This is a genomic window from Lysobacter terrae (genome assembly GCF_054782215.1).
This window is the reverse complement of the sequence record NZ_BAAGSX010000002.1, coordinates 125,437-139,631: the sequence shown is the minus strand read 5'-3', so window position 1 is coordinate 139,631 and position 14,195 is coordinate 125,437. Positions and strand designations below refer to the sequence as shown.

The following is a 14,195-nucleotide window of genomic DNA, read 5'->3' as shown; positions in this document are numbered from 1 at the left end:
TCGCGGCCTCAGTTCGATTCGATGGTGGCGGCCAGGTTGCGGGCGCGCAGCAGGCTCGACTCGACGGAAATGTCGGTCGCCATGCCGTCGACGATATGCACGTTGCGTTGTGCGCGCGCGGCCAGTTCCGGGTCGTGGGTGACCATCACGATGGTCGTTCCCGCGGCGTTGATCTCCTCCAGAAGTTCCATCACGCCGCGGGCCATCTGCGAGTCGAGGTTGCCTGTGGGTTCGTCGGCGAGCAGCAGGCGCGGCGTACCGGCGAGCGCGCGCGCGATCGCCGCGCGCTGTTGCTGGCCGCCGGAGAGCTCGGCCGGGTAGTGCTTCATGCGCGAGCCCAGGCCGACCTGCGCCAGCGCCTTTTCGATGCGCTGCTTGCGTTCGGCGGCGCCGAAGCCGCGGTAGCGCAGCGGCACGTCGACGTTGTCGAACAGGTTGAGGTCCGGAATCAGGTTGAAGCTCTGGAAAATGAAACCGATCTTGTGATTGCGCAGCTTGCTGCGCGCATCGTCCGACAGGCCGCGCACGTCCTGGCCGTCCAGCGTGTAGGTGCCGCCGGTGAATTCCTCGAGCAGGCCGGCGATGTTGAGGAAGGTCGTCTTGCCCGAACCCGAAGGCCCGGTGACGGCGACGAACTCGCCTTCGCGCACATGCAGGTCGAGCGAACGCAGGGCGTGGGTTTCGACGAGTTCGGTGCGGTAGACCTTGGTGACGGCTTGCATGTGCAGCATGGCGGGTTCCTTGTTCTCGTGATGATTTTTAGCGGGGCCGTGCTCAGCGCACGCGGAAGGCGTTGAAGTCGTCGCGGCGGCGCCAGTCGAAGGCCCACGGCGACAGGGCGACGCCGTTGGCGGCGTGCAGATCGGGGAAGCGCAACAGCTCCGGCGAGATCAGATCGGACAGTCGTTGCGGCACGGCGTCGACGAGGTCCTGCGAAGACCATTGCGGAGACGGCGGCTGCGTGGAGGAGGGACGGGTGTTCATGGGGGAACTCCTATATGGGGTAGAGGTGGGCATCAGCGAACGCGGACGAACGCAGGCAGTTCGGCGCTGCGCAGGTAATGGCGGCGCCACTTGCGCGCGGCGCGAAGGGCGAAGGGACTGTTGGCGGCGATCGGCGCGTTCGCGAATTCGACCAGGCCCAGCCCAATGCACTCGGAGAGGCGCAGCGGCACGGCATCGGCCAGATCCAGCGCGGACCAGTTCCGCGGAAAGCTGTGCGAGGGGTAGGCCGGCTTGGTGTGCTTGACCGGCTTCGATGGGGTCATCGTGCTCATGATCATTCTCCCGTGATGCGGACTTTTTCGGAGTCGCCGAAGCCGTCGGCGCCGGATACCACGATGCGATCGCCTTCATTCGCGCCGCCGAGAATCTCGACCGCGCCGAGGCTGCTGACGCCGGTGCGGACGCTGCGCTTCACCGCGCTGCTGCCATCCATCACGTAAGCGCTGTTGCCGCCGCCCTGTTCCAGGAACGGACCGCGTTCGACCATGAGCACGTTGCGGCGCGTGTCGAGCAGGATGCGCACGCTCAGGCGCTGGTTCTGGCGCAGGCCGGGCGGTTGCTGGGTCTTGAAGCGCAGGCGACCGGTGACTTCGCCGTTCACCACTTCCGGCGATACCGCGGAGATTTCCGCCGCGAGCGTGCCGGTCGAGCCGGTGACCTGTGCGGGCATGCCGATGGCGAGATCGCGCGCGAAGCTCTCGGGAACCTTGATCTCGACTTCGAACACGCCCAGATCGACGACGCTCAGCACTGGCGCGTTGATCGCGACGTTCTGGCGCTGCGCAACCATCACCTGGCCGACCTGGCCTTCGAACGGCGCGCGCAGGGTCAACGCATCGACCTGGCGCTGGAGTTCGCTGACGACGGCGCGCTGGCGATCGGCGAGCAGGCGCTTGTTGCGCATGTCCAGTCCGGCGCCCTGACCGAGCAGGCCGAATTCATTGCGGGCGCTGGACAGGCCCAGATCGGCCTTCTTCAGTGCGTCCTGGGCGCGCGCGACGTCGATCTGCGCTACGGCGCCGCCTTCAAAGGCGCGCTGATTGCGTTCCAGGTCGCGCTGCGCGGCCTGGCGGTCGATCTGCGCCTGGTCGAGCAGCTTGCGCGCGGAGGAACGCGTCATTTGCGCATCGAGTGCGGCGCGGCTGGCCTCGGCTTCCAGGCCGGCGAGGGTGGCCTGTTCCTGAGCAAGCTTGCTGCGCAGCTCGGGGCTGTCGATGTCCGCGAGCGGCTGGTCCTTCTTGACCTTGTCGCCGGCCACGACCTTCAGCGTGACCGTGCCGCCGGCGATGGCGTACAGGGTCGGGCTGTTGGCGGCGATCACGCGGCCGTCGGCGGAGATGTCGCGGACCAGGTCACCACGGGTGACCGTGGCGATGCGCAGGCGCGAGGCGTCGAAGGAGCGGGCGCCGGCCGTCCAGCCGGACAGCAGCCAACCCATCACCATGACCAGCGCGGCGGCGCTGGCGCCGGCATACAGCATCCGGCGGCGGCTCGGAGAAAGCCGGCGTGCGGAGGCGGCGGTGTCGCCGTGAAGGGGCCGGTCCTGGGCGGAGGTGTCGCGGATGCTCATGTGGGCGTCAGAAGAGGGATGCTGCTCTCTTCAAGCAGAACGCGTGCCAACCATAATTTATTGATTTATATGGATATTGCGCAGCCGACAGCGTGTCCGGACAGCGGCCGGTCGTGTCCGGGCGGACGGCGGACAGCCGGACCGGCAGGCCGGATCGGCACCATGAATGCGTTGGCTGTGATGCGGCGCCGACCACGAAGCCATGTACGGCGGTGGCGGTAAACTGCCGTCTCTCTTCAGCGGAATTCCCCCGGCCTATGTGCGGAATTGTTGGTGCAATCGCCAATCGCGACGTCGTTCCCATCCTGATCGAAGGGCTCAAGCGCCTGGAATACCGCGGTTACGACTCCGCCGGCATCGCGGTCGTCGACAGTGAAGGCAGCGCCAGCGACGTACGCCGCGTGCGCCGCACCGGCCGCGTCGCCGAGATGGAAAGCGCCGCCCAGGCCGAACATTTCAGCGCGCGCCTCGGCATCGGCCACACCCGCTGGGCGACGCATGGCGGCGTGACTGAAGCGAACGCGCATCCGCACATCAGCCACGGCGTGGCGCTGGTGCACAACGGCATCATCGAGAACCACGAGGAACAGCGCGAGCGGCTGCGCCAGCTCGGCTACGTCTTCGAATCGCAGACCGATACCGAAGTCATCGCGCATCTGATTCATCATCACCTCAAGGGTGGCGACGACCTGCTGAGCGCGTTGCAGCACACCGTGCGCGAGCTGCACGGCGCGTATGCACTGGCAGTGGTGAGCCGGCAGGAGCCGGGACGCCTGGTCGCGGCGCGCATGGGCTGCCCGCTGCTGGTCGGCCTGGGGGAGGGCGAGAACTTCGTCGCCAGCGACGTGTCCGCGATCGTGCAGGCCACGCGCCGGGTGATCTTCCTGGAGGAAGGCGATACCGCCGATGTCAGGCGCGAGTCGGTCCGCATCTTCGACGGCGAAGGCCGCGCGATCGAACGCGACGTGCACGTGTCGGACGTGTCGCTGGCCTCGCTGGAGCTCGGCCCGTACCGCCACTTCATGCAGAAGGAAATCCACGAGCAGCCGCGCGCCATCGCCGACACCATCGAGGCGGTGATGGACAACGGGGGTTTCTCGCCCGAGCTGTTCGGCACCGACGCGCAGTCGGTGCTGGCGGACATCGAAGGCGTGCAGATCATCGCCTGCGGCACCAGTTCCTATGCCGGCATGACCGCGCGCTACTGGATCGAAGCGATCACGGGCCTGCCGTGCGCGGTCGACATCGCCAGCGAGTACCGCTATCGCAGCGTCGTCGCGAATCCGAAGCAGCTGATCGTCACCATCTCCCAGTCGGGCGAAACCCTCGACACGATGGAGGCGCTGAAGTACGCCAAGTCGCTCGGCCACGACAAGACGCTATCGATCTGCAATGTGCCTGAGAGCGCGATTCCGCGCGCCAGCCGTCTCGTCTACTACACCCGCGCGGGCGCCGAGATCGGCGTAGCTTCGACCAAGGCGTTCACCACGCAGTTGGTCGCGCTGTTCACGCTGACCTGCACCATCGCCAAACTGCGCGGCCGCCTCAGCGCGGCGCAGGAAGCCGAATATCTCGACTGTCTGCGCCAGCTGCCCGGCAGCGTGCAGCACGCGCTCAATCTCGAACCGCAGATCATCGCCTGGTCGGAGCGCTTCGCGCCGAAACAGCACGCGCTGTTCCTGGGCCGTGGGATGCATTACCCGATCGCGCTGGAAGGCGCGCTCAAGCTCAAGGAAATCTCCTACATCCACGCCGAGGCCTACCCGGCCGGCGAACTCAAGCATGGTCCGCTTGCCCTGGTCGATAGCGAGATGCCAGTGGTAGTGATCGCGCCGAACGACAGCCTGCTGGAGAAGGTGAAGTCGAATATCCAGGAAGTGCGCGCACGCGGCGGCGAGATGTTCGTCTTCGCGGACGCCGACAGTCAGTTCGGAGAGTCGGAGCAGGTGCACGTGATCCGCACCCCGCGTCATGTCGGCGTGCTGTCACCGATCGTGCACGCGATTCCGGTGCAATTGCTCGCTTACCATGCCGCGCTCGCGCGCGGTACCGACGTGGACAAGCCGCGCAATCTGGCCAAATCGGTGACGGTGGAGTAGTCGCTGCCAGCGGCGGAAACGCCGTCGTCGATCCATGCTCCAGTCGCTGACGGCGCTCAGATCAATCCCTGCGAACGCGCCTCATGCAGACATTGCGATAGGCATCTGACTTGCAGCTTGTCGTAGATATGGCGAACGTGCGTGTAGATCGTCGACGGTCGGCTTGCGGTCATCTGTGCGATCTCGGACCACTTGAAGCCCTTCGAAGCAAGCACTAGCACTTCCGATTCGCGGGGAGTCAGCGAGGAGGACAGGCGTGGTGTGCCGACCGAGGATTCGCGCAGCATCTGCAGCAGCCGGCAGGCGATGATCGGCGTCACCGTGGCTCCGCCGGACAGGCCGATCGAAATGGCATGCGCAATGGCGATCGGATCATCGTGCTTGCAAAGGAAACCGTGGGCGCCGGCGGTGATCGCCTTGATGACGCTGGTCTGGTCGCTCATCGACGAGACGGCGAGTAACAAGGGAGAGGGTGCCAGCGCGGCGGCGCGACGAAGTGCATCGAGTCCGCTGCCATCCGGCAGCAGCAGGTCTACGAGGACCAGATCGAAGTTGCGCGCGCAGATCGCGGCGAAGAATCCCGCCAGGCTATCGGCTTCGTGAATGGCGATATCGGATCGCGCCGTGCATAGCGCCGCGCGCAGGAGGTCCCGCCCTGCCGGTTGGTCATCCAGCAACAGTACGGACAGCGTGGTCGAGCCAAAACTGGACATTGGTATTTCGTGACTTTTCTGGTTGCGTGCACGTCGTCGCCCCACGTGCTTGCGCAGTTCGGCGTCCTGAAAACAGGATGGGCCTCCCGGCCGAGCGTTGCGACTCACCCCAGCGCGTGTGGCGTTCGACGCTCCCAGACTCGTACCAGCCGCCCAAGCGTTACTGATTCAAAGTCCGCCACGCGCCAGACGCGCCTCGCCCCCCGTTCCGTTGTCCGTGGTTTGATTAAGCTGGCATATAACTGCGCAGTCATATCGAACAGTTATAGCAACCTGTTGTTCGCAAGAAACGAACGGAAATGGCGAGCTTTCGATGTAATGTTCAACGATTGCCGATAGCCCTTCAGAACTTTCTGAGCGGAGCGAGATCTCGGCGCCGTCGAGCGTGCTGCGTTGCCGAAGGGGCAACTTGAAGTTGTTCTTCGTGCTTCTTTCCGAAGTCGGGCTCGAGCCTAGGCTGGCGATCCCCCTTCTGAAAGGAGATTCCCTTGGTCCGGCGACTCGTAGCGGAGTTCATTGGTACGTTCTGGCTCGTTCTTGGTGGTTGTGGCAGCGCCGTTCTGGCCGCCGAGTTCGGAGGCGATGCGCGCGGCATCGGCTTGCTCGGGGTGTCGTTGGCCTTCGGATTGACCGTACTTACCGGTGCCTATGCGCTGGGCGGCATTTCCGGCGCGCACTTCAATCCGGCGGTGAGTATCGGGCTCTGGGCAGGCGGGCGATTTCCGCTGCGCGACCTGATCCCTTACACGGTTGCACAGGTGTCCGGTGCTGCTTTTGCTGGCTTCATACTGATGCTCATTGCCGGTGGTGCACCAGGTTTCGTCATCGACCCATCCGCTGCGGGAACGTTCGCCAGCAATGGGTACGACGGAATGTCTCCAGGTCACTACAGCATCGGCGCCGCCGTTGTCACCGAAATCGTGATGACGGCGATGTTCGTGATGATCATCCTGGGGGCGACGCACAAACGGGCCGCCAGCGCGCTGGCCCCCGTCGCGATCGGATTGGCACTCACGCTGATTCACCTGGTTAGCATCCCGGTTACCAACACGTCGGTGAATCCTGCACGCTCCACCGGCGTTGCGATCTTCGCGGGTGCGCAGGCGATGAACCAGCTTTGGCTGTTCTGGGCATGCCCGCTGCTGGGAGGGCTGGTAGGCGGCAGTTTGTTTCGCTGGTTGAGTCCGGATGAGTGATTCGACGTAAAGTCAGCAGCTTTCAACGCGCCGATTGATTAGATCGGCGCGTTTGTTCTTGGGCTGAGAGATCGGAAGGCCAAGCCTTTCATCGTGGGGCGGCGAAAAGCGACGAGGTGGCCACACCTTGGCCACCTCGTCCCGGCCGTCATTCACGACAGTCGCGCGGCTTGGGGCCAAGCCGCTGCACCGTCAACTACAGCAGGGGAATGGGCTGCAATTGATTGGCGTCAACGATGCATGCACAGCGTAGACAAGCGGCTGTGCCCATGAAAGGAGTAGAGGCGCAACACCAAGTTTCCTATTTTCGAACACCGCGGATTGTCTTGTGCAAGCAGGCGACGTTCTTGACCTTGCCGTGATTCGAAAACACACAACACTTCGTTGCTTGGCATTGCCGAGCGCGTTTGGGATGCTTGCCGGACGAACACACATCCAAAGAGCTCATGGACGACAAATGGTGGCAACGGGCCTTGGTGGTGCTGCTCTCTATCGTCGCGCTGTCGGTATCTGCGCGAGCTATGAGTCCACCGCCTCGCGGCGCAACCGGTGATGGTCGCTTGCAGACACAAGCGTCGGGCGCTTCCCTTGTTCCGGTTCGCAGCGAAATTGCGGCGTCGGGTGCGCACGATTGTGCGTTACCCAGTCAAGGCAACGGTCGAAATGAGATAGCTGATGGACGGGTTGCCGCGACTGGCGATCCATCAACGCCGTAAGGTTATCGCGCGACTAGTCGTCCGACTCGGCCCGCTCGTGGGAATCGAAGAGATGACTCAATCCGCCGGTTTCCGCCCCGTCCGTCTCGGATGCATGGTTGGTCGTAGTCACCGGCCCCGCGGCGGGACGATTGCGTGGTGGCGGCAGGAGTGCCGTCGCCGCTTCGGCGGCGAGGATCAATTCCTGGCGGCGCTCCTCGGGCACTTCCTGCCAATGGCAGTCGAGCAGCGCGCCCTCGATCGCGTAGAGCAGGTTCAGGCCCGGCTTGAAGCCGGCCCGCTTGACGCGCATGAACGCCTCCACCGTGCCGACGGCAGCCAGGTCGTCGAGCGTGCGCAGCCCGACCTGGCGCAGCCACGCGGCACTCTTGGGGCCGATGTTGCGCATCTTTGCGGTCGTCATGACAGGGACTCCATGAAGGCTCCGGCGATGGCTTCGAGACCGTTCTGGTCTTCGGCATCGAAGCGGTCGGGCTCGGGGCTGTCGAGGTCGAATACGCCGATCAGTTCGGCGCCACGGTACAGCGGAACCACGAGCTCGGAGCGCGACGCCGAGTCGCATGCTATGTGGCCTGGGAACGCGTGCACGTCGGGGACTAATTGGGTCTGGCGTGTGCGCGCGGCAGCGCCGCAGACGCCCTTGTCGAGCGGGATGCGCACGCAGGCCGGCAGGCCCTGGAAGGGGCCGACCACGAGTTCGGTGCCGTCGTAGAAGTAGAAGCCGACCCAGTTGAGCGACGGCAGCGCGTGGTAGACGAGCGCCGACAGGTTGGCGGCGTTGGCGATGCGGTCGGGTTCGCCGGTGATCAGCCCGCGCGCCTGCTCCAGCAGCTGCGCGTACTGCTCGGGCTTGCCGCCGCTGAGCTGGGAAGCGGTGAAGGTCATGCCGGCAGTGTATCAGCCGGGCCGCGGCGGCTAGGATGCCGGCCCATGACGCTGAATTCTCTCTACGTGACTGGTACCGACACCGGCATCGGCAAGTCCGTCGCCAGCGCCGCGCTGCTGTATGCGCTGCGCGCGCGCGGCCGGCGTGCGGTCGGGATGAAGCCGGTGGCGAGTGGTTGCGAAGCCACGGCCGAGGGCTGGCGCAACGACGACGCCCTGGCCCTGCAGCAGGCCAGCTACCCCGTGCCGCCGTATGCCGACGTGAACCCGTTCGCGCTGCCCAATCCGCTTGCGCCCGAACTCGCCGCGGCCGATGCCGGCGTGGAGCTCACGCTGGCGCCGATCGTCTCCGCCTACGGGCGCCTGTCGGCAACGGCCGATGCGGTGGTGGTGGAAGGCGTGGGCGGCTGGGCTGCGCCGCTGACCGCTGCACTGGATCAGGTTGACGTCGTCCGCGCATTGGAGCTGCCCGTGGTGTTGGTAGTGGGCCTGCGGCTGGGCTGCATCAGCCATGCGCGCCTGACCGCACGCGCGATCGAAGCCGACGGCGCGCGGATCGTCGGCTGGATCGCCAACGACATCGATCCGGCGATGGCGCGCCAGGACGACAACTTCGCCATCCTGCAGCGCGTGCTCCCTATTCCCTGTTGGGGCCGTTTGCCGCATTCGGCGGCGCCGGATCCGCGGGCGATGGCAACGCACCTCGTCGTGCCGGACTGACGCTTTGCTGACGCAAAGCAAAACGGGCGCATCGCTGCGCCCGTTTTGTGTTTCGCTTGCCTTTAACTGGCTTCAGGAGTGGGCGGCAGCGCGGGCTCGCCTTCTTCGGCCTTCGCCACACGGCGCTTGCTCTGGTCCTGTGCCAGGTACAGGTAGAACGCAGGCAGCACGAACAGGGTGAACATCGTGCCGATCAGCATGCCCGCGGCGATCACCAGGCCCATGCAGAAGCGCGCGGCCGCACCGGCACCGCTGGCGATCAACAGCGGCATCATTGCGAACACCAGCGCCGCGGTGGTCATCAGCACCGGACGCAGACGGATGCCGGCGGCCTGCTCGATCGCCTCGCGCTTGCTCAGACCCTGTTCGATCTGCAGCTTGTTGGCGAACTCCACGATCAGGATGCCGTGCTTGGAGATCACGCCCACCAGCGTCACCAGGCCGACCTGGGTGTAGATGTTGATGCTCATGCCGGGGAACCCCGCCATCCCCATGAATCCGAGGATGCCGTTGAGGATCGCCAGGACATTGAGCACCAGCAGCGCACCACAGATCGCCATCGGCACCGTCAACAGCATGATGATCGCGTCGCGGAAGCTCTCGAACTGCGCCGACAGCACCAGGAAGATCACGATGATCGCCAGCGCCAGGGTTAGCAGCATGGCCTGGCCTTCCTGCTTGAACTGGCGCGACTCGCCGGCGTAGTCGACGCTGTAGCCCTGCGGCAGCACCTGCTTGGCCGCATTCTCCAGGATCGACAGCGCCTCGCCCTTGCTCACGCCCGGACGCGGCGCGAACGTGATCGACACCGCGTTGAGCTGCTGGAAGCGCTTGAGCTGTTCGGGCTGTGCGGATTCCTTGAGCGTGACGATGGTCGACAGCGGGATCAGGGCGCCGTCCTTGGTGCGCGTGTAGTAGTTGGTCAGGTCGCTGGCGTTCAAACGATCGCTGCGCTGCACCTGCGGGATCACGCGGTAGGAACGGTTCTGCAGGGCGAAGCGGTTGGCGTAGCCGCCCGACAGCATCGCCGACATGTCCGCCGACAGCGTGCGCATGTCGATGCCGAGCAGAGCTGCTTTGTCGCGGTCGACCAGCACTTCCACGCGCGGCTTGTCGATCTTCAGATCCTTGTCGAGGAAGATGAAGCGCTTGCTGTCGCGCGCCTTGGTCAGCACCGCGTCGGCGAGCTCCTGCAACTGCGTCAGCGAGCCGGTGCCGCCGATCACGAACTCGCCGCCGCCACCGCCGCCACCGGCGCTGGGCAGCGCGGGTGGTACCTGGGCGAACACGTTGAGACCGGTGATCTTCGACAGTTCCGGCTGGATCGTCTGGTCCAGCACCTGCTGGGTGGAGCGGTCGCGTTCGCCCCACGGCTTCAGCACGAAGCCGGCGATCGCGGTGTTGGTGCCGGCACCGCCGTTGATGAGGAAGAAGTTCTCGTTCTCCGGCGTGTTTTTGCCGATCTTGGTGAGCTCTTCGGTGTAACGCTCCACGTAGTCGAGCGTGGACGCCGGGTCGGCCGACGAGAACGAGAAGATGAAGCCCTGGTCTTCCGCCGGTGCCGGCTCCTGCGGCGAGCCCATGTACAGGAAGACGCAGGAGATGAAGACGAGCACGCCGAAGATCGCGATCACCGACTTCGTGGCCAGCGCGCTGTGCAGGCGCTTCTCGTAGCTGCCGCGCAGCTTCTCGAACTGGTTGTCGAGCCACACTTCCAGCTTGCCCTTGCCGGTGCCGTGTTCGTGGGCCTTGAGGATCTTGGCGCACATCATCGGCGTCAGGGTGAGCGCGATCACGCCCGAGAGCAGCACCGCGCCGGCCAGGGTGAAGGCGAACTCGGTGAACAGCACACCGGTGAGGCCGCCCTGGAAGCCGATCGGGATGTACACCGCGACGAGCGTGGTCGTCATCGCCACCACAGGCCACGCCAGCTCGCGGGCACCACGTATCGCCGCATCGAAGGGTTTCATCCCTTCCTCGATGTGCCGATGCACGTTCTCCAGCACGATGATCGCGTCATCGACCACGATGCCGATGGCGAGCACCATCGCCAGCAACGTCAGCAGGTTGATGGTGAAGCCTAGCAGTAGCATCAGGAACAACGAGCCGATCAGCGACAGCGGCACCGTCACCGCGGGAATCAGCACGCTGCGGAAGCTGCCCAGGAACAGGTAGATCACCACGATCACGATCAGCACCGCCTCGACGATGGTGTGGATCACCTCGTTGATGGCGTCGTCGATGTACTTGGTGCTGTCGTAGGGAACGCTGGCGCTCAGGCCCTCGGGCAGCTGCGGCTTGATGTCGCGGTCGAGGGTTTCGCGCACCTGCTTGATCACGTCGAGCGAGTTGGCGTCGGGCGCGACGAAGATGCCCATGAACGTCGCCGAGCGGCCGTTCATCGACACCGACGAGCCGTAGCTCTCCGAACCCAGGACCACGTCGGCGACGTCGCCCAGGCGCACGATCGCGCCGTCCTGCGAACGGATCACCAGTTGCTTGAATTCCTCCGGCGTGCGCAGGTCGGTGCGCGCGGTGAGGTCGATCGAGACCATCTGGCCCTTGGTCTGGCCCAGCGCGGACAGCACGTTGTTCGACTGCAGCGCGGTGAAGACGTCGCTCGCGGTGACCTTGAGCGCGGTCATCCGGTCAGGCTTCATCCATACGCGCATGGCGAAGGTGCCGCTGCCGATGACCTCGGCACGCTGCACGCCCGGGATCGTGGCGAGCTTGGGCTCGACCGCGCGTACCAGGTAGTCGGTGATCTGGTTGTTGTTGAGCAGGGTGCTGTCGAACGACAGGTACATCGCGGCGATCTGCTCGCCCTGTTGCAGCTCGATCACCGGGTCTTCCGACTCCGGCGGCAGCTGCCCGCGCATCTTGTTGACCTTGGCCGCGATCTCGGTGAGCGCCTCGTTGGCGTTGCGGTCGAGGCGGATGTAGGCCTGAATCGACGACACGCCGGCGGTGCTGTTGGATACCAGGTAGTCGATGCCCTCGGCGCTGGCGATTTCGCGCTCCAGCGGCGTGGTGATGAAGCCCTGGATCAGGTCCGCGTCGGCGCCGAAGTAGGTGGTGCTGACGTTGATGACGGCGTTCTGCAGCTCGGGGTACTGGCGCACGTTCAGTGACGTGCTCGCCCGCAGGCCGAGCAGCAGGATGAACAGGCTGACGACGAGCGCCAGCACGGGTTTCTTGATGAAGATGTCGGTGAATTTCATCGTGCGGCCTTTGTGGGGTGGCGCTACGTGTTGCCGTCACTTCGCGCCATGCGCGGTCGTGACGGCGAGAAGTGTGCTCAGCGGTTCTCCGGCGTCGGTGCCTTGTCCGACGTCGGCAACACGCTGTTGTTGATGATCACCGTGGCGTCGTTGCGCAGCTTGAGCAGGCCGCTGGTGGCGACGCGCTCACCCGGCTTGAGGCCTTCGGTGATCGCGATGAGATCGCCGTGCGTGGCGCCGGTCTTCACGAAGCGCTGCTTGACCATCAGCGTCGGGCCCGCGGGCGTGCCTTCGGGCTTGGCCTGCGTCGGATCGGCCTTGGCCGGCGCGGGCGCCTGGCTGATCACGTACACCGAATTGCCGTAGGGGTTGAAGCTGATAGCCGTCTGCGGAACCACCACGACGCGCTGCGCGCTGCCCTGGTCGAAGGTCACGCGTGCGAACGTGCCCGGGCGCAGCTTGTTGTCCGGATTGCGCAACGTCGCCTGCACCTGAAAGTTGCGCGTCTGCGAATCGACCTGCGGTTCCACCGAGGTGATGCGGCCTTCGAACGTCTGTCCGGGCATGGCGTCCACCTGCACGCGCACCACCGAGCCCTGCTGGATCTGCGGCAGGCGCTGTTCGGGCAGGGTGAAGTTGAGGTAGATCGGATCCAGCTCCTGCAGGCTCACCAGTTCGGCACCCGGTTCCACGTACTGGCCGAGGTTGACCTTGCGGATACCGAGCACGCCGGAGAACGGGGCACGGATGGTCTTGCGCGCGACCAGCGCGCGCTGCGCGTCGACCTGTGCCCGTGCGGTGGCGGCATCTGCGGCGCGCTTGTCGGCTTCGTCGCGCGAGACCAGCTTGGTCTCGGCCAGTTCGCGGTAGCGCTCGCTCTGGATTGCGGTCAGGCGTGCGGTGGCTTCCAGCGACTTCAGCGTGGCCACCTCGGTCGATGCGTTGAGTTGCAGCAGCACCGCACCGGTCTTCACGCTGTCACCGGGGTTGAAATGGATTTCGCTGATCACGCCGGGCGATTCGGTGGTCACCTGGGTGCCGTTGACCGCGACCAGCGTGCCGACGCCCTCCACCGTGTCGTGCCAAGTCTGCTGCTGCGCGACACCGGCGCTGATCGTCGCCGGCGGTTGCGGCATGTTGTCGAAGAACTTGTTGGTCTGTGCCGCGAAGAACGCCTTCACGCCAAATACCAGGCCGAACACCAGCACGGTGATCAGCAGCATCCAGAACATGCGTTTCCGGGTCGAAGGCGTGCGCACGGCGGTGCGCGAGGGGTCGTGCCTGGCCATCATGTTGCTTCCTTGTGGGAGTGCGATGCGCCACCCAGCGGCGGCGAAGGTGAATCGAAGACTTCGCGGCTGATCCGCGCCAATTGCGCGTCGATTGCGGATTCGTCCGACACGTCGAACAGCGGCCGCCAGCCGTAGCCGTTGAGCAGGTGCTGCAGATTCTTGATCAGGAGCCGGTAGGGCGCGACCGCCTCGTAGGGCTCGAGCACGCCTTCGGCATGGACCAAAGTATGCATGCCCATGCACAGGGTCCATGGGCCGATGGTCAGGGTCTGCGGTGTCAGGCCGGTATTGGGCGGGAGGTCGCCAAGGCGAAGCGCGTCGTTGACGATGCCTTCGAGCAGGTCGCCGATCGGCGCACCGACTTCCAGCGACCGTTGCCGCGCTTTTTCGGACGCCGCGTGCCAGATGACGTCGGTGAAGACGTACTGCGCCACGCGGAAGAACTGCGGCTGCGAGCGGATCAGCATCAGGTCGGCGATGGCGATCGCGAGCATCCGCTCGCGCGTCGGGCCATTCCATTTCGCGGCGCGTTCGAACAGCTCCACCCGGCTGAGGCAATCGCGCGTGGCCAGCGCCACCAGCAGGTCCTCCTTGCTGGCGAAGTGCTGGTACAGCGTGCCGACCGCGTAGTCGCATTCCTCCGCGATGCGCGACATCTGCAGGTTCAGCAACCCGTCGCGCTGGATCAGGTCCTGCGCGCAGTCGAGGAAGCGTAGTTCGCGCGCCGCGAGGTCACGCTGTCGGCGTTCCTTGGTGCTCATCTGGGGCCGGGCGGCGG

Annotated in this window: 13 protein-coding genes; 3 read left to right on the top strand and 10 right to left on the bottom strand. The window is 65.3% G+C overall.

Features of this window, described 5'->3' with window-relative positions:
* Positions 1–8: 8 nt before the first annotated feature.
* The 4 genes from ACYVJ8_RS08600 to ACYVJ8_RS08585 are packed head-to-tail and all read right to left on the bottom strand — an operon-like array spanning position 9 to position 2,575.
* Positions 9–731, bottom strand: coding sequence for an ABC transporter ATP-binding protein (locus tag ACYVJ8_RS08600; protein ID WP_460711351.1), 723 nt, complete (start codon positions 729–731; stop codon positions 9–11).
* A 43-nt stretch (positions 732–774) separates the two neighbouring features.
* Complete coding sequence (locus tag ACYVJ8_RS08595) at positions 775–984, bottom strand: hypothetical protein (protein ID WP_460711349.1); 210 nt, start codon at positions 982–984, stop codon at positions 775–777.
* Between the two features lie 32 nt (positions 985–1,016).
* Positions 1,017–1,277, bottom strand: coding sequence for a hypothetical protein (locus tag ACYVJ8_RS08590; RefSeq protein ID WP_460711347.1), 261 nt, complete (start codon positions 1,275–1,277; stop codon positions 1,017–1,019).
* Positions 1,278–1,279: 2 nt separating this feature from the next.
* Entirely contained in the window at positions 1,280–2,575 is a 1,296-nt protein-coding gene (locus tag ACYVJ8_RS08585; RefSeq protein ID WP_460711345.1) for an efflux RND transporter periplasmic adaptor subunit, read from the bottom strand.
* A gap of 257 nt (positions 2,576–2,832) precedes the next feature.
* Between ACYVJ8_RS08585 and glmS the strand changes: the two genes are divergently transcribed.
* A complete protein-coding gene (gene glmS / locus ACYVJ8_RS08580) occupies positions 2,833–4,674 on the top strand; it encodes a glutamine--fructose-6-phosphate transaminase (isomerizing) (RefSeq protein WP_460711343.1) in 1,842 nt (613 codons plus the stop codon).
* Positions 4,675–4,730: 56 nt separating this feature from the next.
* On the opposite strand, the gene ACYVJ8_RS08575 is transcribed toward glmS, so the two are convergent.
* Positions 4,731–5,387, bottom strand: coding sequence for a response regulator transcription factor (locus tag ACYVJ8_RS08575; RefSeq protein ID WP_460711341.1), 657 nt, complete (start codon positions 5,385–5,387; stop codon positions 4,731–4,733).
* A 482-nt stretch (positions 5,388–5,869) separates the two neighbouring features.
* Here ACYVJ8_RS08575 and aqpZ point away from each other — a divergent pair, with 482 nt between their 5' ends.
* Positions 5,870–6,583 (top strand): aquaporin Z, encoded by a 714-nt coding sequence (aqpZ, locus tag ACYVJ8_RS08570; RefSeq protein ID WP_460711616.1) that lies wholly within the window; start codon positions 5,870–5,872, stop codon positions 6,581–6,583.
* A 729-nt stretch (positions 6,584–7,312) separates the two neighbouring features.
* On the opposite strand, the gene ACYVJ8_RS08565 is transcribed toward aqpZ, so the two are convergent.
* Complete coding sequence (locus tag ACYVJ8_RS08565) at positions 7,313–7,702, bottom strand: TfoX/Sxy family protein (protein WP_460711339.1); 390 nt, start codon at positions 7,700–7,702, stop codon at positions 7,313–7,315.
* Positions 7,699–8,184 carry a GAF domain-containing protein gene (locus tag ACYVJ8_RS08560; protein ID WP_460711337.1) on the bottom strand — a complete coding sequence of 162 codons (486 nt, stop codon included), beginning with the start codon at positions 8,182–8,184 and terminating at the stop codon, positions 7,699–7,701. The genes ACYVJ8_RS08565 and ACYVJ8_RS08560 overlap by 4 nt, the downstream gene beginning before the upstream one ends.
* A 45-nt stretch (positions 8,185–8,229) precedes the next feature.
* Between ACYVJ8_RS08560 and bioD the strand changes: the two genes are divergently transcribed.
* Complete coding sequence (gene bioD / locus ACYVJ8_RS08555) at positions 8,230–8,904, top strand: dethiobiotin synthase (protein WP_460711335.1); 675 nt, start codon at positions 8,230–8,232, stop codon at positions 8,902–8,904.
* 62 nt (positions 8,905–8,966) lie between these two features.
* Here the strand turns inward: bioD and ACYVJ8_RS08550 are convergent, their stop codons facing one another.
* From ACYVJ8_RS08550 to ACYVJ8_RS08540, 3 genes are all read right to left on the bottom strand, one after another.
* Positions 8,967–12,125 (bottom strand): efflux RND transporter permease subunit, encoded by a 3,159-nt coding sequence (locus ACYVJ8_RS08550; RefSeq protein ID WP_460711333.1) that lies wholly within the window; start codon positions 12,123–12,125, stop codon positions 8,967–8,969.
* 77 nt (positions 12,126–12,202) lie between these two features.
* Positions 12,203–13,417: an efflux RND transporter periplasmic adaptor subunit gene (locus tag ACYVJ8_RS08545; RefSeq protein WP_460711331.1), complete on the bottom strand. Its 1,215-nt coding sequence runs from the start codon at positions 13,415–13,417 to the stop codon at positions 12,203–12,205.
* Positions 13,414–14,178: a TetR/AcrR family transcriptional regulator gene (locus ACYVJ8_RS08540; protein WP_460711329.1), complete on the bottom strand. Its 765-nt coding sequence runs from the start codon at positions 14,176–14,178 to the stop codon at positions 13,414–13,416. Before ACYVJ8_RS08540 ends, ACYVJ8_RS08545 begins: the two co-directional genes overlap by 4 nt.
* Positions 14,179–14,195 lie beyond the last annotated feature (17 nt).

Bases quoted from the DNA above. Each gene is read 5' to 3' on its own strand.
- ACYVJ8_RS08585 (WP_460711345.1), bottom strand. From the start codon at position 2,575: ATGAGCATCCGCGACACCTCCGCCCAGGACCGGCCCCTTCACGGCGAC.
- ACYVJ8_RS08600 (WP_460711351.1), bottom strand. From the start codon at position 731: ATGCTGCACATGCAAGCCGTCACCAAGGTCTACCGCACCGAACTCGTC.
- ACYVJ8_RS08550 (WP_460711333.1), bottom strand. From the start codon at position 12,125: ATGAAATTCACCGACATCTTCATCAAGAAACCCGTGCTGGCGCTCGTC.
- ACYVJ8_RS08565 (WP_460711339.1), bottom strand. From the start codon at position 7,702: ATGACGACCGCAAAGATGCGCAACATCGGCCCCAAGAGTGCCGCGTGG.
- bioD (WP_460711335.1), top strand. From the start codon at position 8,230: ATGACGCTGAATTCTCTCTACGTGACTGGTACCGACACCGGCATCGGC.
- ACYVJ8_RS08560 (WP_460711337.1), bottom strand. From the start codon at position 8,184: ATGACCTTCACCGCTTCCCAGCTCAGCGGCGGCAAGCCCGAGCAGTAC.
- ACYVJ8_RS08540 (WP_460711329.1), bottom strand. From the start codon at position 14,178: ATGAGCACCAAGGAACGCCGACAGCGTGACCTCGCGGCGCGCGAACTA.
- ACYVJ8_RS08590 (WP_460711347.1), bottom strand. From the start codon at position 1,277: ATGAGCACGATGACCCCATCGAAGCCGGTCAAGCACACCAAGCCGGCC.
- glmS (WP_460711343.1), top strand. From the start codon at position 2,833: ATGTGCGGAATTGTTGGTGCAATCGCCAATCGCGACGTCGTTCCCATC.
- ACYVJ8_RS08545 (WP_460711331.1), bottom strand. From the start codon at position 13,417: ATGATGGCCAGGCACGACCCCTCGCGCACCGCCGTGCGCACGCCTTCG.
- ACYVJ8_RS08595 (WP_460711349.1), bottom strand. From the start codon at position 984: ATGAACACCCGTCCCTCCTCCACGCAGCCGCCGTCTCCGCAATGGTCT.
- ACYVJ8_RS08575 (WP_460711341.1), bottom strand. From the start codon at position 5,387: ATGTCCAGTTTTGGCTCGACCACGCTGTCCGTACTGTTGCTGGATGAC.